Source organism: Pseudomonas sp. NFACC25 (assembly GCF_900100935.1).
Taxonomy (GTDB): domain Bacteria; phylum Pseudomonadota; class Gammaproteobacteria; order Pseudomonadales; family Pseudomonadaceae; genus Aquipseudomonas; species Aquipseudomonas marginalis.
Map to the genome: position 1 here is coordinate 22,823 of NZ_FMUC01000024.1, position 19,443 is coordinate 42,265.

A 19,443-nucleotide genomic window follows, 5' to 3' on the forward strand; every position below is an offset into this window, starting at 1 on the left:
CCTCACACATTTGCTTTGTGTTGCCTGCTGGTTACTCTACCCGCAACACAATCTTGCCGATATGGTCCCCACCTTCCATCCGCGCATGGGCCTGGGCGGCGTCGGTGTAGGCGTAGACCTTGTCGATGATCGGCAGGCAACGCCCGGCTTCCAGTACCGGCCAGATGTACTCGCGCAACTGTTCGGCAATCGCGGCTTTTTCAGCCTTGCTGCGCGCACGCAACAGTGAGCCGGTAATCACCGCGCGCTTGCCGAGGATGGTCAGCAGGTCGACGTCGTTGGCCTTGGCGCCGCCGAGGAAACCCAGCATCACCAGGTGCCCGTCCATGGCCAGGGCCTTGAGGTTGTTGTTCAGATACGAGCCGCCCATGATGTCGAGGATCACATCCACACCCTGGTCGTTGGTCTGTTGCGCGATGACCTCGGCAAAATCCTGTTCCCGGTAGTTGATCGGCTCGCCGCCCAGCTGGGCGATGGCCGCGCATTTGTCGGCGCTGCCGGCGGTGGCGAAGGCCTGGATGCCGAACTCGCGGCACAGCATCAGCGCGGTCGTACCGATGCCGCTGGTGCCGCCGTGGATCAGCACGCGCTGGCCGGTGTGGGCATCGCCGAGGCCGAACAGGTTGGCCCACACGGTGAAGAAGGTTTCCGGCACGGCGGCGGCTTGAATCCAGTCCATGCCTTCAGGAATCGGCAGCGCCTGGCTGGCGGGCACCGTGCAGAACTGCGCATAGCCGCCGCCATTGGTCAGGGCGCAGACCTTATCGCCCACGGCGAATTCGCTCACGCCGTCGCCCAGCGCGGCGACTTCGCCCGCCACTTCCAGGCCAGGCAGCGGGTTCATGCCGGGTTTCATCGGGTACTTGCCGGCGCGTTGCAGGGCGTCGGGGCGATTCACACCGGCCGCATGCACGCGAATCAGGATCTCGCCGGGGCCCGCCACCGGCACATCTGCCCGGCGTGGTTGCAGCACCTCGGGGCCACCGGGGGTGGTGATTTCGATCAGGGTCATTTCTTTGGGAAGCGTCATTTCAGATTACCTGCAGCGATGAGCGTATGGGTTGGGACCGCGTCGGACGGCCGGCGGTTCAGCAGGCGCATGCCCGGCTCCAGGGCCAGGGCGACCACTATCGCCCCGGCGGCGATCAGGAACAACAGCGCATGCTGGCCTCCGCTGACGTTGAACAGGGCGGAATAGGCAAACCCCGAGAGTGCCTGGAAAGTCGCAAAGGACACCGTGGCACGGCTCCACGCGACCTGCTGCTGATGATGGTCGGGGAGCAGTTCGTGCACCCGCGCCAGCGCCAACGGCACGATGCCCGGCGGGAAAGAACCGAGGATCACCGCGAGTACCGCCAGGCCAGTCAACGAGCCGGCAAACGGCAACGCACCGACGGCAATTGCCTGCACCACCAGCACCACGCGGATGCTCAAGCGCGCCCCCAGTTTGTCTGCCAGGAACCCGTAGGTGACCGGCCCCACAATCGACCCCAGGCCGTACATCACCCAGATCATCGCGCCGATATGCGCCCCGGCCCCCAGGCCACGGGCCACGTAATCCACCAGGAACACCATCGCCGGTACCAGCCCCGCGGCCATAAAGGCGTATTGGGCGAACAGCAGGTACACGCCGGAAGGCGTTGCTACGGCCGCGCCGGATGGCGGCGCGTCTTCATGCAGCGTGCCCGCCGGCCAGGCGAACCAGCTGGCGGCGGTCAGCACCACGGCCAGCAGGCCGAGGCCGAACCAGGTCTGCTGCAAGCCCAGGCTCAGCAGCGGCGGCACCAGCGTGCCGGAACCGGCGATGCCCAGGCCGATGCCGAGGAAGATCGCGCCACTGGCCAGGCCCCGGCGTGCGGCCGGTACATGGGGCAACACGGTCGCCGCCACCAGCACCATGATTGCGCCACCGGCAATCCCCGACAGCAGCCGCCAAGCGAAGAACCACACCACCGACAGCGGGAAGCCACAGGCGAAGAACGCCAGGGTCACCGCCACCATCATGATGCGCAGCGCGGTCCTGTTCGAGGTGCGCTGGGCAATGGGCCGCCCGATCAGCGCGCCGATCAGGTAACCCACCAGGTTGGCGGCACCGAGGTACACCACGTCATTGGCGCTGAACCAGTGGGCCTGGATCAGCGACGGAATCAACGGCGTGTACGCAAAGCGTGCCAGGCCGATGCTGACCAGGCTGGCGCACAGGCCGGCGAAGATCGGCAGCCACACGGAGCGGCGGGGTGGGGCGTGAGTGTCGAACATGATGGCGGTCCTGGGTATTTTTCTCTGGTGCCCAGCATATCCAGGTTTTTGGATGCAATAATGCAGCGAATACACGTCGCTGTGATGCAGATATGCAGCATAAGGAAACCGCATGAATTGGGATGATGCACGGGTGTTCCTGGCGGTTTGCCGCGAGTCGACGTTGCGCGGGGCCGCACGGGTATTGGGGGTCGACCAGGCCACAGTCGGGCGGCGGGTCAACGCCCTGGAAAAGTCCCTGGGTGCCACGCTGTTCCTGCGCACCTCCGAAGGCTACGCCCTGACCGCCGTCGGCGAGGCCGCCCTGCACTCGGTGGAAAAAATGGAACGCTCGGCTCTGGAACTGGAGCGCCAGATCCAGGGCCTGGATGACCGCCTGACCGGCACCGTACGGGTCAGCACCACCGACTCCCTGGCCATCGACTTCCTGATCCCGGCGATTGCGCGCCTGCACATCCAGCACCCGGATGTGCGCGTGCAGCTCGACGCGTCTACCCAGTTCCTGAGCCTGGCCAAACGCGAGACCGACATCGCCGTGCGCAACACCCGCCCGGACAGCCCCGACCTGATCGCCCGGCGTCTCGCGCGCTGGCCGGTGGGGTTGTTTGCGTCCCAGGCCTATATCGATCGCCAGGGTACGCCGGAGCCGGGCAGCCTGTTTGAAGGGCATGATCTTGTGGTCTATCAACCGTACCTGCAAACCCAGAAGGACATGACCCTGGTCTCGGAACCCCTGGGCCGTGGGCGCATCGTCGCCGCCCTGAGTTCCAGCCTGTTGGTGCGCCGCTCCATCGCCGCCGGGATCGGCATCGGCGAAATCCCGATCCTCACCGGTGAGCGCGACGGGTTGGTGCGCCTGTGGCCGGAGCGCACGCGGCCGTTGCCTTACGACGTCTGGCTGGTGACCCACGCCGACCTGCGCCACACCGCACGGGTGCGAGCGGTGATCGATGAAATCGTCGCGGGGTTTGCCGGCACCGGGGAGTGAGGTCAGCACACGGTTGCAAGCGTGCGTACCGCTCTGTGGACACAATCGAGGTCGATAACCTGTCAACCCACCGGAGCGCATATGAACGAATCAAGACACCAGGACCTGGGGCTGTTGTTTCTGCGAGGCAGCGGGGCGCTGTTCCTGCTGTGGGTGCATGGCCTGCCCAAGTTGCTCAACTACAGCGAGCAGTTGAAGCAGATCGAAGACCCGTTTCACCTCGGCGCCCATGTCACCTTGCTGCTGGCGATTTTCGCCGAAGTGTTGTGCCCGCTGCTGATCATCGCCGGGGTGCTGGTGCGCCTGGCGTGCCTGCCGATTCTGGCGGTGCTGTTGATTGCGATGGTGGTGGTGCATCCGGAGTGGACGCTGCTGGAAGGGCAATTCGGCTGGCTGCTGTTGATCATGTTCACCACGCTGCTGATCAGCGGGCCAGGGCGCCTGGTGCTGAGCCAGCGTTTCTCCTGAGCAAAAAAAGGCCGGGCGAGCCCGGCCAAAATAAGGAGCGGGTGTTTTAGCGATTGAGGAACGCCAGCAGGTCTTCATTCAAGGCCTGAGCGTGGGTCACGGCAAAACCGTGGGGCGCATCCTTGTACACCTTCAGCTCGGCGCCCTTGATCATCTCGGCCGCCACCTTGCCGGTGGTCTCGAATGGCACGATCTGGTCACCGTCACCGTGGATCACCAGGGTCGGCACGTCGATCCTGGCCATGTCCGGGCGGAAGTCGGTCTCGGAGAAGGCGGTGACGCAATCCACGGTCGACTTGAGGGACGCCAGCATGGCGATTTGCAGGGTCTGGGTCAGCGTACCTTCGGAAACGACCTGGCCCTTGTTGATGCCGAAGAACGGCGTGTTGAAGTCAGCGATGAACTGCGCACGGTCTTTCAGCAACCCGGCCTTGATGCCGTCGAACACTTCGGTCGGCACGCCCTGGGGATAATCGGGCTTCTGGCCGAAGATCGGCGTCACTGCGCCCAGCAGCACCAGGCCGGCCACGCGTGCACTGCCGTGGCGTGCGATGTAGCGGGCGACGTCGCCGCCGCCCATGGAGAAGCCCACCAGGGTCACATCCTTGAGGTCCAGGTGTTCGATCAACTGCGCGATGTCGTCGGCGAAGGTGTCATAGTCGTTGCCGGTCCACGGCTGGTCCGAGCGGCCAAAGCCACGGCGGTCGAACGCGATGGTGCGAAAGCCACGACTGCTGAGGTATTCCATCTGGTATTCCCACATGTCGGCATCCAGCGGCCAGCCGTGGCTGAACAGCACGGGCTTACCGCTGCCCCAATCCTTGAAGTAGATCTGGGTACCGTCTTTGGCAACGAATGTGCTCATGGAAAACTCCTTGATTGAGGGACTGAAAAACCAGCCTCACTATTGCCCGAAACCGGGCCGGGGGCTTGTACGGGTGTGCTTGCCTGGGGTCACCAACTGAACTTGAGCTCGACCCCCAGGTAATTGCTGTCATCGCCGCCGGCATCGCGCAAGGTGCGGCCGACCGCGTAGTGCACCGCTTCAACCGCGCCGGTGAGGTTTGGCGTAAACACATAGTCGGTACGCAGCTGACCATAGGCACCGGTCCAGCGTTCACCCTGGCCTGCGGTGCCGGCGACGGGCAGGTTCGGCTGGGTGTACACCGCGTCGCTGGTGGTCTGGCGCCACAGCAGTCCGACGGCGGTCTGCACGCTGAGCTTGTCGATGGGCTTGACGGTGATCGACGGTTTGACGTGAATCAGGTTGCTGTAGCCCGTATAGCCGGCCAGGGAAAAATAGTAGCCGTTGGGGAACAGCGGGTTGAACGTGCCGACGGTGCCGTCCCCGGTCTTGCGGTCGCCCGAGGCAATGTCCAGCTGCAGGCCGATGCGCGGCTTCCACGTCAGGCTCTCGAAGGTGTACCCCGTGCGGCTGCCACCGGCCCAGGCGCGAATATCCTTGCTGCCCACCGAGCCGCTTTGCAGCATGGCTTCGATGTCCCAGTCGAATCCCTGGGCCGCACCGCCCAGGCGTGCGTCGAACAGATGGCGGGTTTCATCGCCGTCCGCGTCGAGGTAATGCGCGGCACTGCGTTCGTACACGCCGTAGTAGGCCGACAGCTCATTCTTGCCGCCCACCAGCCGCTCGACCCGCAGCATGTGGAAGCGCGCGTCACGGTTGGATGTGTCGTCGAAGTGCCGATCGTCCTGATACTGCACCGGCTGGCTGGCGATCCCGATAAAGCGCCAGTTGGGCGTCTCCCAATCGGCCCACAGCGCATCGAAGGATTGCCGCACATTCGGGCCGTCCCGCGATGAGATGAAACGTTGCAAGTCGAAGGCGAAGTCCTGGCGCCCGACACGGGCCTTGAGGGTGCCGCTGCCGAAGGCATTGACGTATTCGGCGAAGGCCAGGCGCAGATCGACGCGGTTCTGATCGGCGCCGCCGACCGTGGTCTTGTCGTAGGCGCGTACGTCTTCCAGTTGGGTGAAGAGCCGCCAGTGTTCGTTCAAGTGCAGGTCGGCGTGCACCTGGAAGCGCTGGATCAGGTAGCGATCACGCTTCACGCCCTTCACCCCAAAACCACTGGCATCGTTCATCTCGAAGCGCTCGCGCAGCGTCGCCCCCAATGACAAATAGGTGAACGGGTTGGCGCTGGACAGCGGGATGTACTTCAAGCTGTCCAGCAGCTGCGTGCGCAACGCCGGATCCTTGAGCACCGACCAGTCCTCCTGCCAGCGGTTGGCCTTGATGGCCGGTCGTGCCGGTTGCTCGTCGGCGTGGGCGCTGCCGACCAGCAGCGGCCACAGCACGGCCAGGCCCCAGCCTGTGCGGCGAATCATTTTGTGGCGTGGAGCTGGTGAATTTCCGCGACGTAGCCGCCGGGGAACTCAACCACGGCGCTGCGACGGCCCTTGCTGTCAAAGGCCGGCACCAACACCCTGGCGCCGGAACCGGTGGCCTTGCCCAGGGTGGCCGTCAGGTCAGGCACTTGGTAACCGGTGGTCTCGTGGCCGAAGGGGTAGGGCAGGTGGCCGTTGGTGACCAGCACCGCCATGCGCCCGAATGGCGACTCGATATCGACGCGACGGTAAGTGCCAGTGGCCTGACCCACATCGACGCCAGGCGCGTGTTTGTCATCGGCCAGGACCTTGCCGTGGGAGAAGCCCAGGAACGCTTTGATAAAGGCGTCAGCGCGATCGGTGGACAGGTACACGCGGTTTTCCGGCACGGTCTGGAACGCCGCGTAGTCCGGGGTCTTGGTGTGCCAGTAGAGCTGCATGTTCACGCCACCCGGCCATTGCACCACGGCGTCTCGGCCAATCGGGTCCGGGAAGTCGCTGACGATAACGGCGGCGCCGTTTTCCCGCGCGGCGTTGAGCGCCGCGTCCATGTCCTTGACCAGGTAGCCGTTGCGTTCCTGGCCGAAGGGGTGCGGGATCGGCGTGGTGAAACCGAACAGCGACACCGTGCCCGCCGGCGTCTGCAGCAGTTGCGAGGTGGTGCTGCTCGGCACCGGCAGCACGTTCACCACCACCTGGGGCGTGCTCTTGCCGCCAAAGGTGGCGAGGAAACTCTGGGCGAAACGGTCCACATCCGCCGGGGCCACATACACGTGGCTGGTGTCGTATTGCGGCGCCACGGCCACGCTCGGGGTTGCCGCGAAGGCATTGCCCATCATTGCGCTCGCCAGCAGCGTCAATGCCACAGATACCTTGATTGCTTTGCTGCCCATGCCCACTCTCCAGCACTTCTACGGGATTGAAAGCCGTGAGGTTAGGGGCAGGGACGCGATGGAAATTGTACAAACGTGCTCGGTTGAACGGTTCAGCGTCTATGCTGGTCCACTGACCTCTACCGTCAGATCACACAGGTGAACGAAATGGCCAAGACCTACAGCTACGCCGCCCAGAACGCCACGGATGCCCTCAAGCCCTTTACCTTCGAGCGCCGCGCGCCGGGGGCGGACGACGTACAGATCGACATCCTCTACTGCGGCGTGTGCCACTCCGATCTGCACACCGCGCGCAACGAGTGGAACAACACCCTGTACCCGTCGGTACCCGGCCACGAAATCGTCGGCCGCGTGACGGCGGTGGGTGGCAATGTGAAGAAATTCAAGGTCGGCGACCTCGCCGGCGTCGGCTGCATGGTCGACAGCTGCCAGCACTGCGCCTCCTGCGCCGAGGGCGAGGAGCAATACTGCGAGAGCGGTTTTACCGGCACCTACAACGGCCCGGTGTTCGGCGGTGAAAATACCTTTGGCGGCTATTCGGACAGCATCGTGGTCAAGGAGAAGTTCGTGCTGCGCATCTCCCACGACGATTCCAACCTGGCCGCCGTCGCGCCGCTGTTGTGTGCGGGCATCACCACCTACTCGCCGCTGCACCACTGGAAGGTCGGGCCCGGCAAGAAGGTCGGTGTGGTGGGCCTGGGCGGCCTGGGGCACATGGCGGTGAAGATCGCCCATGCCATGGGCGCCCATGTCACGCTGTTCACCACCTCGCCCAACAAGCGTGAAGACGGCCTGCGCCTGGGCGCCGACCAGGTGGTGGTGTCGAAGAACCCGGACGAAATGGCCAAGGTCGCCAACAGCCTGGACTTCATCCTCAACACCGTCGCCGCGCCGCATAACCTCGATGCGTTCCTCAACCTGCTCAAGCGCGACGGCACCATGACCCTGGTCGGCGCCCCGGACAGCCCGCACCCGTCGCCGACGGTGTTCAACCTGATCTTCAAGCGCCGCAGCCTGGCCGGTTCGCTGATCGGCGGGATCCAGGAGACCCAGGACATGCTCGACTTCTGCGCCAGGCACGGGATTGTCTCGGACGTGGAGATGATCGACATCCAGGGCATCAACGAGGCGTATGAGCGCATGCTCAAGGGCGATGTGAAGTACCGGTTCGTGATCGATATGGACAGCTTGAAAAAGGAAAGCCACGCGGCTTGAAAACTGCTCCGGCAAACACTGGGGGCAATGTGGGAGGGGGCTTGCCCTGATGCCCGTCAGTTAAGGGGGAACGCTGTAACTGTGGTGGTGGTGGTGGTGGTGGTGGTGGTGGTGGTGGTGAGCGGGCTTGCCCCGCGCTGGGCTGCCCCGCTCACCACAACAGCTCTATCTGCCGGGGGGACAGCGTTTAGACAAAGTTGTGTAGATACCTATGCCCCTCCCACATGGGTGCTGTGTTGCTCAAACGGTCATCGAACACCTCAAGGCCGCTGCGGCTTCACCGAGGTGCCGAAGGTATTGCCCATGCGCACGCTGGTCGCCGCCGGGGTGGCCAGGCCGAGCTTGTTCGGCTGGCGTTTTTCCACGGCAATGCCTTGCGCCTCGCGGTTTTTCTTCGCGGCTTTGGCCGCATTCGTATCGTTACCCATCTGCTGGCTCAGGCAGCCATAGTCGGGCGCCTTGTAGCCATCCACCGAGACGTCGGCGCAGTTGCCGGCGTGGGCGTGCAAGGGCAGGGCCGTGCACAGCAACAGGCTGGCGAGGAGCGGTAAGCGTTTCATCAAGGCCTCCTGGCGGGCCCGAGGGGGTGGGCCGGTTGGTGTGCAAGTCTAGTGCAGCGGGCCTCTCGTCACCGTGATGTTTTTTTTGCTATCACCGTAACATCAGGTTCATAAATTGGCCTCAGGATGACGGTTTTCTAGGGCGCGTCGGCCGTGCAGCGATGCAGAGCAGGGGGTGAACAGGAGGGCTGGAGGCGCGCCGTATGCGCCCTGGTCTTGCTGTTGCTGCTGGCCGGTGGTCGCATCGCGCAGGCGGAGTCACCGCTGCTGCTGTTGAACCTGCCGGCGCAGGACCTGGAACATGCACTGCAAGCGTACAGCCGCGCCACCGGAATGGCGGTGCTGGTCGACCGCGAACTGACGCGGGGCCGGCGTTCCATCAGTGTGCGCGGGCGTTTTACGGCGCAGGAGGCTCTGGCGATGTTGCTGACGGGGAGTGGCCTGATGGCGCGTTATGCACGCGATGATGCGTTCACCTTGCAGTTGCCCGCGGTCAGCCAGCCGCCTGCCACCCGTGGTGGTGCGGCACGCAACGCCGCACGGATCAACAACAGCTACGCCACGGCCTTGCAGCAGGCCATCGAGACCAGCCTGTGCCGCTCGCCGCTGACCCGGCCCGGCAGTTTTCGCGCGCTGGTACAGGTGTGGGTCAACCCCCAAGGGCTGATCGAACACAGTCGGTTGGTCAGCTCCACCGGCGACGAACAACGCGATGAAGCACTGGTACGCAACCTGGGCGCCACGCGGGTCGAACGACCGGCACCGAGCTCGCTGCGCCAACCGGTGACTTTACTTTTGATGCCCGACACCACAGGAATGCGCATGGAATGCACAGCAGCAAACGGAGCCTGGGGCGGATGAAAAATACCGGGCACAGTACGATGGTCGGGTTGTTCCTGGCCTCCTACGACGACTTCAAGGTGCGTTTGCGCAAGCGCCTGGGCTCGGAGGACCTGGCCAACGATGTGCTGCACGAAACCTACCTGCGGGTCGACCGCATGGAAGTGCCGCCCAACCTGGCACAACCCAATGCCTACCTGTACCGCATGGCCTTGAACATCGCCGCCGACCGCCGCCAGGCCGACGCGCGCCTGCTCACCGGCAGCGAGGTGGAAGAACTGCTGCAAAGCGCCGACGAAGCCCAGGACCCGTCACGGGTGGTGGGCGGCCAGAAAGAAATCCAGTCCCTGGTCAAGGCGCTCTACGAACTGCCGGCCCGCCGCCGCAAGATCCTTATCGCCGCCCGCCTGGAAGAAGCCCCGCACCTGGAAATCTCCCAGCGTTTCGGCATTTCCACACGCATGGTCGAGAAGGAAATCAAGGCCGCCCTGGGCCACTGCGCCAAGCGCCTGGAAAGAAAAGTGATCCAGCGGTTCGGTCCCGGGGCCGGAAAACCGTCTTAGAGTCGAGTCCCTGATAAAACCGTGAGTATTTGCGCGCTTGAACATTTTTAGCCTCAGTGCCACTCGGCAATCCGCCGCCAGCCCCCTGCACGACGAAGCCCGCGACTGGCTGGTCCTGCTGACCTCGGGCCGCGCCACCGTGGCCGATGCCAAGGCGCTCAAGGCCTGGTGTGCGCAAAGCCCCGAGCATGCCCAGGCGTTCGAGCAGGCCAAGGCGATGTGGCAGCAACTGGCCCCGGCGCTTGAGCAAGTCTCGCAGCCGCGCAGCTTTGGGCGCCGGGCGTTCCTGGGCGGCGCGATTGCCGCATCGGCCGCCATGCTCATGGTGCAGGTCGGCTCCCCCGGTGGTTTTGCCGGCCTCACGGCGGACTATCGCACCGAAGTCGGCGAACAGCGCCAAGTGCTGTTAAGCGACGGCGTCAGCCTGGAACTCAACACCCAGACGCGCGTCAGCCGCGTGGGCCAGGGGCTTGAATTGCTCGAAGGCGAAGTCGAGGTGATCGCCCATTCCGCACAACCGCTCAAGGTGCTGGCGGGCGAAGGCTGGGTGAGCGCGGCGCAGGCACGTTTCAACCTGCGCAACACCGACCGCACGGTGTGCGTGACCTGTATCGAGGGCTGGCTGTCGGTGGCCGTGGCCGGGCGCAGCGTGCGCCTGGAAAGCGGCCGGCAACTGAGCTACGACGCGTCCGGCCTGGGCGAACCGGTGGTGGTGGACACCCAGGCGGTCGTGGCCTGGCGCGAACAGGTGCTGGTCTTCAACAACGCCACCCTGGCCACGGTGGTGGACGAAATCAACCGCTACCGCCCGGGGATGCTGGTGCTGCTCAACAAGCAACTCGGCCAACGGCGCGTCCAGGCGCGGTTCAGCCTGCAGCAGTTGGCAGGGGTGGCGCTGTTGATTCGGGATGCGTATGGGGCCAAGTGTACGGAGTTGCCGGGTGGGGTGGTGTTGTTGAGTTGAGGCCTGCCGCTCGTCGGGTAACTCCGATTTTTACGCTGTAAAAGAGCCGCGATCACCCGTTGTTCTACGCCTGTCGCTTTCAGGTATGCCTGTGTGCTCATGGGCTGAGCGACCGGTCTTTCCCCTCTGACAGACCTCCTTTCTTATCTTCTCTGAATTTTCTCTTTTGTTTGTAGGGGAAGAGATTTTTAACGTATGAAAAAACCAGGAAACACGCTCTTCAAGTCTCACTGCCTATCCGATTTCTTCCTTCGACTTACATTGTTCGGAAGCCTCTGACAGTCCTCGAACGGCTGTGTGACAGGCAGGGCGACGACGTCAAAAACGCCGAACTTTTTGTAACTTTTCCTCTTTTCCTTAAGCGTTTCAGCCTCGGCAGCATGGGTGCTCTTTCCATTTGAGTACCTGTGTGAGGGTGAAGGGATGCCAGCTGTTTTCCGACCTGCGCTGCTGGGGATGGCGCTGCTTTCAGGTCCGCTTTATGCCGCGTCCACCGTGTCGCCCGGCGACCGTGAACTGGCCCGTGAGCGTCAGCAAAAAGTGTTGGAAGAACAGCGTCGCCGCCTTGAAGAGCTGCAACACCTGCCGGGCCAGATCACTGCACCAACCGCCCCCGCGCCGCTGGACGACGGCCAGTGCATCACCCTCACGCGCATCAATGTCGAAGGCGCTGCGTTGCTGTCGGCGGCCCAGCGGCAGGCGCTGCTGGAACCCTGGCAGGGGCGTTGCCTGGGGGTGCCTCAACTCAACGCAGCGCTCAAAAGTCTCACTGATCATTACCTGCATCGCGGCTACGTCACCACCCGCGCCTACCTGCCGCAGCAGGACCTGAAAAATGGCGAGCTGACCATCATTGTGGTGGAAGGACGCCTTGAAGGACTCGACAGCTCATCGCTGGCCAGCCCGCTGGAGTCCGCCATGACCTTCCCCGGCACCGTGGGTGAGGTGCTCGACCTGCGTGAGCTGGAGCAATGGGTGGATCAGCTGTCGCGCTTGCCCTCGCGCCAGCCGCAGCTTGAGGTCCTGCCGGGGCAGGCGGTGGGCGGCAGTCGCGTGACGCTTAAAGGCGAGCGCTTCAAACCCTGGCGCGTCTCGGCCAACCGTAACAACCATGGCGATACCAGCACCGGTCGCCAGCAGGCCGGTATCGGCCTGGACTGGGACAGCCCCCTGGGCCTGGCGGATCAGTTGAGCCTGCGGGCCAACCGCGACACCGTCAGCGACCGCTGGCGCCATTCCCACAGCCAGAACCTGTTCTACAGCCTGCCGTATGGTTGGTGGACCTTCAATTTCAGCCACGGCCAAAGCTACTACCGCACGCGTAACGACCTCTCCGGGTTTGCCTTTGCGCTGTCAGGTGAAACCTCCAGCCAGCAGTTGCGCGCCGAACGCGTGCTGCACCGCGATAACCTGGGCAAGACGGCATTTAACCTGGGCCTGAGCCACCTGCGCACCCGCAACTACCTGGAAGACGCGTTGCTGCGCACCTCCAGCCATCGCATCACTGAGCGTCAACTGGGCTTCAACCATGGCCGCCGAATCGGCAATGCCTTTCTCAATCTCGATGCCGGTTGGCAACAGGGCATCGGTGCCCTGGACGCCCAGCGCGATCTCTCCAGGCAGCGCGGCGCGCCTACCTCGCGCTATCAGAAATACACCCTGACCCTCAGCTATTTGCAGTCCTTTCGCTGGCTGGGCCAGTACTGGAGTGTCGACAGCCTTGCTACCGGCCAACACGCCGAAGACGAACTCTATGGACCACAACGCCTGAGCGTCGGCGGCCTTGGTGCTGTGCGCGGGTTTCAGCAACAGAACCTGTCGGGCAACAGCGGCGGCTACTGGCGCAGCCAGGTGCGCTGGCGCCAACCGGTTGCCTGGGATGCGCTGCGCCCCTGGGTGCACGAAGTGGGCGTGGGCTTTGGCTACGACGTCGGTGTGATCAGCCGCGGCCCGCATAACCCTGAGGTGGCCGGGCGCCTTACCGGCCATGCCTGGGAGTTCAGCGCACGCGGCACTCACCTTGCGGCGTCGCTGGCGCTCGCCCGTTCCCTGGAGCGCCCGGCCGTCGTTGAGCGCCGCGAACACCCGATCTACGCCCGAATCGAGCTGTTTTTCTAATAACAACAAGGAACCTTGCCTATGGACGTGCGCAGCCCGTTTAACCAGTGCCTGGCCCTGAGCCTGGCGGGAATCATCTTTCTCAACCCCATTGTTGCCGCCGCCGCAGAGCTGAGCGTGGACCCGGCCAGCCCTGGCACCAGCGTCGGCCATGCACCCAATGGCGTGCCGGTGGTGAATATCGCCGGGCCTAATGGCAGCGGGCTGTCCCATAACCTGTTCACCGACTACAACGTCGGCAGCCAGGGGCTGATCCTCAACAACGCCACCCAGGCCACGCAACACACCCAACTGGGGGGTGTGATCCTCGGCAACCCAGGCCTGCAAGGGCGAGCCGCCAGCGTGATCCTCAACGAAGTCACCGGTGGCAACCGCAGCCACTTGGGGGGCTACACCGAGGTGGCCGGGCAGGCCGCGCGGGTGATCGTCGCCAATCCCCATGGCATCACCTGCAATGGCTGCGGATTTATCAATACGCCTCGCGCGACATTGACCACCGGCAAGCCAGTGATCGAGGGTGGGCGGCTGGATCACTTTCGCGTAGAGGGCGGCGATATTGCAGTGGAGGGCGCCGGGCTCAATGCACGCAATGTCAGCCAGTTCGACCTGATTACCCGTACGGCCAAGCTGAATGCGCAGTTGCATGCCGACCACCTCACCGTCATCACCGGCCGTAACGATGTCAGCGCCGACAGTTTGCAGGCCCACGCCCATGCCGAGGATGGCCGGGTCAAACCGCAACTGGCCATCGACGCCAGCGCACTCGGCGGGATGTACGCCGGGACGATTCGCCTGGTGGGCACTGAACAGGGCGTAGGCGTAAGGCTGGCGGGCGATATGGCCAGCACCGCCGGCGACATTGTGATCAACGCCAATGGCGGCCTGAGCCTGTCCCACACCACCAGCGTCGGCGCACTCACTGCCAGGGCCGAGTCGATTGACTTGCAGGGGCCGACCTTTGCGATGGGGGATGTCGACCTGCAGGCCCAGGGCGACCTGGTGGTGCGGCAAACCCTGGCCAGTGCCGCAAATGTGAGCGTGGAAGGCACCTCGGTCAGCAACCAGGGCAAGGTTGTCAGTGGCATCCTGGAAGATCGGCGTATCGCGGGCAAACAGCTGACCATCCAGGCCCAGCGCCTGGATAACCAGGGTGAACTCAACGCCAGTGGCCACCTGGAAATCACCAGCGGCAGCCTCGATAACAACGGCCGGATCGCCGCCGACAGCGCGAGAGTCGAAGCTCGCCAGACCCTGAGAAATAACGGCCAGGTCGTCACCGCCCGCGAACTGGACATTGTCGCCCATCAGGCCGTCAACCACGCCGGGACGATTCATGCCGAAGGCGATCTGAGCCTGGTCGCCGACACTGTCGAGAACAGCGGCAAGATCGTGGGGGCGGGCAGTGAGCTGAGTATTGCGGCCGGCACGTTCACCAACGCTGGCGAACTGCTCGGCGACCACCATCTGCAACTGCAGATCGATGGCGATCTGAAGAACACCGGCCTCATCGCCGCCAAAGGCGATGCCGTCATCAGCGCATCAAACCTCACCCAAGACCACGGCCAGATCCTCAGCGGTCAAGACATCCAACTGCGCGTGCGCGATGTACTGCACAACCTCGGCGTGCTCAGTGCAGCGCGGCATATGCAGATCAATGCCGCTCAGTTGAATAACCATGGGAGCGTCGGCAGCCAGGGCCATTTCCTGCTCACTGCCAGCGTCACCAACACCGGCCTGCTGTTCAGCGGCGGCGACCTGCACGTGCGCGGCGAGCATTTCAGCAACCTCGAAGGTGATCTCTACAGCGTCGGTGATTTCAGTTTCACCGGCACGCGCTTCAGTAACCTCTCCGGCAGCGTGGAAACCGAAGGCAACCTGCACATCAACGCCCGCGAGTTCGAAAACGCCCGTACCCACCTTGCCCTCGAACGCGAACTGGTCGGCGGCAGCATCCAGTGGGTCTGCGGCCAGCACTGCGACGGCGACGACAGCTTCAAGCGCGGCACCATCTATATCAGCGAAACCTGGCGCGAAACCGCCGCGCCCAACTCCACCCAGGCCGCGCGACTGGTGGCCGGCAAACACCTGAGTATCGACGCGCATACCCTGGAAAACCGCTACAGCCTGCTCGCCGCCAATGGCGACATGCATCTCGCCGCCCACCGCCTTATCAACCAGGGCGCGGCCTCCCAGACCGGTACTTCCAGCACCATCATCGGCACCCCCGGGCGCATCGACAAAGCCCTGTGGGACCAGATGGAGTTCCACGACCTGCCGGCCTTCAACAATGCGCCGTTCGACCCGGTGCGCTTTGCCGAACTCAAGGCGCGCTCGACAGGGGAGGGGTTCAGCAACCCCGGCACACTCACGACCTGGCGCGAGGATGGTCGCGCAGTCTATGCCGCTACCCTGCAAGCCGGCGGCAGCCTCAACCTGCAGGCCAGCGAGTACCTGCAAAACGGCACCCTGCGTGAAAACACCCTGGCGCAACTGACGGGCGAAACAGGCCACAACCCCAACGACCTCGAACTGAGCCCTGATCGCCTCAGCGAAGACCTGACCCAACCGCCGGAATTCCAACTGCCCAGCGGTGAATACGGGCTGTTTATCCCCAGCAGGAATCCGGGCAGCCCCTACCTGATTGAGACCAATCCACTCTTCACCCACCTTGCCAACTTTCTCAGTTCCCAGTACCTGCTCGACAAGATCGGCTACAACAACGACGAAGCCTGGCGGCGCCTGGGCGACGGCTACTACGAAAGCCGCCTGATCCGTGACGCCGTGCTGGCGAAGACCGGGCAACGCTTTCTCGCCGGGCTGGAGAGCGACGAGGAACAGTTCCGCTACCTGATGGACAACGGCCTCAGCGCCCGCGACAGCCTGCAACTGAGTGTCGGCGTCGGCCTCACCGCGCAGCAGGTGGCGGCCCTGACCCACGACATCGTGTGGATGGAAAAACGCCAGGTGCAGGGCGAAGACGTGCTGGTGCCGGTGCTGTACCTGGCAACGGTCGATGCCCATAACCTGCGGGGCGGCAGCCTGGTGCAAGGCCGGGATGTCAACCTGGTCAGCGGTGGCGATATCGTCAGCGTGGGCACCTTGAAAGCCTCGCAGGATCTGACCGCTATCAGCGATGGCAGCCTGCTCAATGGCGGCACGATCAGCGCCGTTGACCGCATCAGCCTGCTGGCCAGCGACAGTATCCGCAATGCGATGGCCGGTGAGATCCGTGGCAGTCACATCGATCTCACCAGCGTGAGCGGCGACATCATCAACGAACGCACCGCCCACGCCAGGCATCAGGGCGACGGCACCCTCGTCACCCATCTCGACACCGCCAGCCGGATCAGTGCCGGACAGCAACTCACGCTTAATGCCGGTCGTGACATCACCAACCGTGGTGATATCAACAGCGCTGGCGATGCCAGCCTGAGTGCGGGGCGCGACATCAACCTCATCGCCGTCACCGACACCCAACAGGTCCGCACCACGGAAAACGGCGGCCACCGCGTCACCCAACACAGCCGCACTGAACAGCTCGGCGCCAACCTCAACGCCGCCGGTAACCTGAGCCTGCACGCCGGGCGCGACATCACGCTATTGGCCAGCCAGGCCAACGCCGGCAAAGACTTGACCGTCGCCGCCGGTGGCAACCTCCACCTATTGGCCGCCGCCAACGAGACCGATCATGAGGTCAACAGCAAACGCGACGGCGCCAGGGTCCATGAGCAAACCACCCAGGTCCGCCACGTGGGCAGCCAGCTCACTGCCGGCGGCACCCTTACCGCCAGTGCGGGGCAAGACATCGTGCTGCACGCCAGCCAGGTTCGCAGCGGCAAGGATGCGTATCTGGTGGCCGGTGGGCAGTTGCAGCTGCTGAGTGCCAATGACAGCGACTACAGCCTGTATGACTACAAGAAAAAAGGCAGCTTCGGCGCACTCAAGACCCAACGCGACGAAGTCACCGACCTGCGCGCGGTGGGCAGCCAGGTCACCACTGGCGGCAACCTCAACCTGATCAGCGGCGGTGACCAGCTTTATCAAGGGGCCAGGCTGGAAAGCGCTGCGGACATCGCCATCACCAGTGGTGGAGCGGTGACCTTCGAAGCGGTGAAGGACCTGCATCAGGAGAGCCACGAGAAGACCAACAACAACGCATTCTGGGTGTCATCCAAGGGCAAGGGCAGCACTGACGAAACGCTGCGCCAGAGTCAGCTGGTTGCCGGGGGCGCCATTGCGATCAAAGCCGTCGACGGTTTGAAGATCGACATCAAGCAGGTCAACCAGCAGAGCGTCACCCAGTCCATCGATGCGATGGTCAAGGCCGACCCGCAATTGGCTTGGCTCAAGGACGCAGAGCAACGCGGGGACGTGGACTGGCGTCAGGTCAGGGAAGTCCACGACAGCTTCAAGTACAGCCACTCCGGGCTGGGCCCCGCCTCGCAAATGATCATTGCCATCGTGATGTCGGCAGTCATCGGGCCCATGGCGGCGGCTGCCGCGGGGGGCGGCGTAGGCGGCGCCATGGTCGGTGCAGTAGCCACCGGCGCGTCGACCAATGCCGGCGTCAGCGTGGTCAATAACCGGGGCAATCTCGGTGCGGTTCTCAAGGATGTGACGGCGTCCGATGCCATCAAGGGCTATGGGATTTCGGCGATCACTGCCGGGCTGACGGTGGGCCATTTCGATCGATGGACCGGCACCCACACCCAGACCGACATAGGCAAAATTGTTACATCCGGCTCGCTGGGCACCTGGAGCGGTGTCGGCCAGTTCGCAGCCAACCAGGCGCTGCAGAACGGCACCTCTGTGTTGCTGAACAAAGCCCTGGGGCAGGGCGGCAGTGTCAGTGACGCGCTGAAAAATGCCTTGTTCAACACCTTGGCGGCCGCCAGCTTCAACCTGGTCGGGGATTACACGAAAAACCTCCTGGCGGACGGCTCGGCCCCGAAGGTGGTGATTCACGCCATGGTCGGTGGGTTGCTGGCGGAAGCCACCGGCGGCGACTTCAAAACCGGCGCATTGGCTGCGGCGGCGAGCGAAGCGCTGGTTGGCCACCTGGATGACTTGGTCAAGGGCAACGACAACCTGCTCACCATGAGCTCGCAGATCGTCGGCGTGCTCGCGGCTGCGGCGCAGAGCGATACGGACGCAGCCAAGCTGGAGACCGGCAGTTGGGTGGCGAAGAACGCCACGCAATACAACTACTTGTCACACAACCAACTGGAGCGAGCCGCCAAGCAGATAACGCGATGCACCGACGCCTCCTGCATCGAAGACACGACGCGCAAATTCATAGAACTGAGCCTGCAGCAGGACATTGACGCGATAGTCAGCTGCCAGGCCGACCCCGACTCTTGCGCCGCACGCTCCATGGAAGTCGCCAACACCCAGGCGAACCTCAACGCCATCCGCGATATCGCTGACGACGCCTCGCCTGAGGCCCGGGCAGCAGTACAGAACCTCATCAACGGCAACTACGAATTCCAGGAAATGTTAGCGACCGCCACGACCGAGCACTCGGTGGGTGCGATGGTCGATTCGCTCAAGGCGAAATGGGAACTGAGCGACGCTCAGGCGCAGGACATTGCGGACAATTTGAAGATCGCGCTGGCGGTTGGGGTGGGGACAGCGGCGGGGGTGGTGGCTTATAGGCGGGCTGTGGCGCGTGGTACAAAAGTCTCGCAGGGCCTGACAGGTGACACCGGCGCCGCTTTACCTCGAGTGAGCAACGGTGTTCCACTTGATCCGCGTCTACCTGATCCAGTGGCTGGCCTGGAGTACACGCCAAAAACGCTGAGTTCCTCCAATCCTAACATTGCTAACTCCCAGGTTAACGGCTATGTCGGCGAGTTGAAATTGGCAAATGATGTTGCCGCCTTGCCCAATCAAACGGTAGTCCGGTACGGCGATGCTATAGGTACGCGCGGCGCAGATCTGGTGTCTGTCAACTCAGCTACAGGTGAAGTCACTTTGTGGGATAACAAGTATCGTAGCAGTGCTCAAAGTGTGCCATCTTCTCCAACGTTTACGCCTGGTTCGAATGCGCTGGATGGAGCAGTTTCCAACGCGCAGACAGCAATCAGAAATTCAAATTTGCCGGATTCAGTAAAGCAGCAAGCCATTCAAAATTTGAGAGATGGTAATTTCAATGCCAATACAGTGGGCTCGGGTGCTGCGAAAAATTCAACACCTGTTAGGTTTTGCGGAAATAACCCTTGTTGAGGAT

The 19,443-nt window shown here is 63.5% G+C and carries 14 protein-coding genes; 8 read left to right on the top strand and 6 right to left on the bottom strand.

Going from position 1 to position 19,443, the window contains the following annotated elements:
- Positions 1-31: 31 nt before the first annotated feature.
- Both BLQ09_RS30305 and BLQ09_RS30310 read right to left on the bottom strand, forming a co-directional pair.
- Positions 32-1,030, bottom strand: coding sequence for an NAD(P)H-quinone oxidoreductase (locus BLQ09_RS30305; protein ID WP_027607565.1), 999 nt, complete (start codon positions 1,028-1,030; stop codon positions 32-34).
- Positions 1,027-2,259, bottom strand: a complete 1,233-nt coding sequence (locus tag BLQ09_RS30310) for a YbfB/YjiJ family MFS transporter (RefSeq protein WP_092359736.1) — start codon at positions 2,257-2,259, stop codon at positions 1,027-1,029. Before BLQ09_RS30310 ends, BLQ09_RS30305 begins: the two co-directional genes overlap by 4 nt.
- A 112-nt stretch (positions 2,260-2,371) precedes the next feature.
- On the opposite strand from BLQ09_RS30310, the gene BLQ09_RS30315 reads away from it, so the two are divergent.
- Entirely contained in the window at positions 2,372-3,247 is an 876-nt protein-coding gene (locus BLQ09_RS30315) for a LysR family transcriptional regulator (protein WP_027607563.1), read from the top strand.
- An 81-nt stretch (positions 3,248-3,328) separates the two neighbouring features.
- On the top strand, positions 3,329-3,715 hold the full coding sequence (locus tag BLQ09_RS30320; RefSeq protein WP_092359737.1) for a DoxX family protein: 387 nt from the start codon (positions 3,329-3,331) through the stop codon (positions 3,713-3,715).
- 46 nt (positions 3,716-3,761) lie between these two features.
- Here the strand turns inward: BLQ09_RS30320 and BLQ09_RS30325 are convergent, their stop codons facing one another.
- The 3 genes from BLQ09_RS30325 to BLQ09_RS30335 all read right to left on the bottom strand — a co-directional run bounded on the left by BLQ09_RS30325 (position 3,762) and on the right by BLQ09_RS30335 (position 6,954).
- A complete protein-coding gene (locus tag BLQ09_RS30325; protein WP_027607561.1) occupies positions 3,762-4,580 on the bottom strand; it encodes an alpha/beta fold hydrolase in 819 nt (272 codons plus the stop codon).
- A gap of 89 nt (positions 4,581-4,669) precedes the next feature.
- Complete coding sequence (locus tag BLQ09_RS30330) at positions 4,670-6,061, bottom strand: alginate export family protein (RefSeq protein ID WP_092359739.1); 1,392 nt, start codon at positions 6,059-6,061, stop codon at positions 4,670-4,672.
- Complete coding sequence (locus tag BLQ09_RS30335) at positions 6,058-6,954, bottom strand: VOC family protein (RefSeq protein ID WP_092359741.1); 897 nt, start codon at positions 6,952-6,954, stop codon at positions 6,058-6,060. Before BLQ09_RS30335 ends, BLQ09_RS30330 begins: the two co-directional genes overlap by 4 nt.
- Before the next feature lie 147 nt (positions 6,955-7,101).
- Between BLQ09_RS30335 and BLQ09_RS30340 the strand changes: the two genes are divergently transcribed.
- A complete protein-coding gene (locus BLQ09_RS30340; protein WP_092359743.1) occupies positions 7,102-8,169 on the top strand; it encodes an NAD(P)-dependent alcohol dehydrogenase in 1,068 nt (355 codons plus the stop codon).
- A 260-nt stretch (positions 8,170-8,429) separates the two neighbouring features.
- On the opposite strand, the gene BLQ09_RS30345 is transcribed toward BLQ09_RS30340, so the two are convergent.
- Entirely contained in the window at positions 8,430-8,729 is a 300-nt protein-coding gene (locus BLQ09_RS30345; protein ID WP_092359745.1) for a hypothetical protein, read from the bottom strand.
- 216 nt (positions 8,730-8,945) lie between these two features.
- Between BLQ09_RS30345 and BLQ09_RS30350 the strand changes: the two genes are divergently transcribed.
- The 5 genes from BLQ09_RS30350 to BLQ09_RS30370 all read left to right on the top strand — a co-directional run bounded on the left by BLQ09_RS30350 (position 8,946) and on the right by BLQ09_RS30370 (position 19,439).
- Entirely contained in the window at positions 8,946-9,590 is a 645-nt protein-coding gene (locus tag BLQ09_RS30350) for a secretin and TonB N-terminal domain-containing protein (RefSeq protein ID WP_092359747.1), read from the top strand.
- Positions 9,587-10,132: an RNA polymerase sigma factor gene (locus BLQ09_RS30355; RefSeq protein ID WP_027607555.1), complete on the top strand. Its 546-nt coding sequence runs from the start codon at positions 9,587-9,589 to the stop codon at positions 10,130-10,132. The genes BLQ09_RS30350 and BLQ09_RS30355 overlap by 4 nt, the downstream gene beginning before the upstream one ends.
- 37 nt (positions 10,133-10,169) lie before the next feature.
- Positions 10,170-11,096 (top strand): FecR family protein, encoded by a 927-nt coding sequence (locus BLQ09_RS30360; protein ID WP_092359749.1) that lies wholly within the window; start codon positions 10,170-10,172, stop codon positions 11,094-11,096.
- 423 nt (positions 11,097-11,519) lie between these two features.
- Positions 11,520-13,214: a ShlB/FhaC/HecB family hemolysin secretion/activation protein gene (locus tag BLQ09_RS30365; RefSeq protein ID WP_092359752.1), complete on the top strand. Its 1,695-nt coding sequence runs from the start codon at positions 11,520-11,522 to the stop codon at positions 13,212-13,214.
- 21 nt (positions 13,215-13,235) lie between these two features.
- Positions 13,236-19,439, top strand: a complete 6,204-nt coding sequence (locus BLQ09_RS30370) for a two-partner secretion domain-containing protein (protein WP_092359754.1) — start codon at positions 13,236-13,238, stop codon at positions 19,437-19,439.
- Positions 19,440-19,443: the final 4 nt, after the last annotated feature.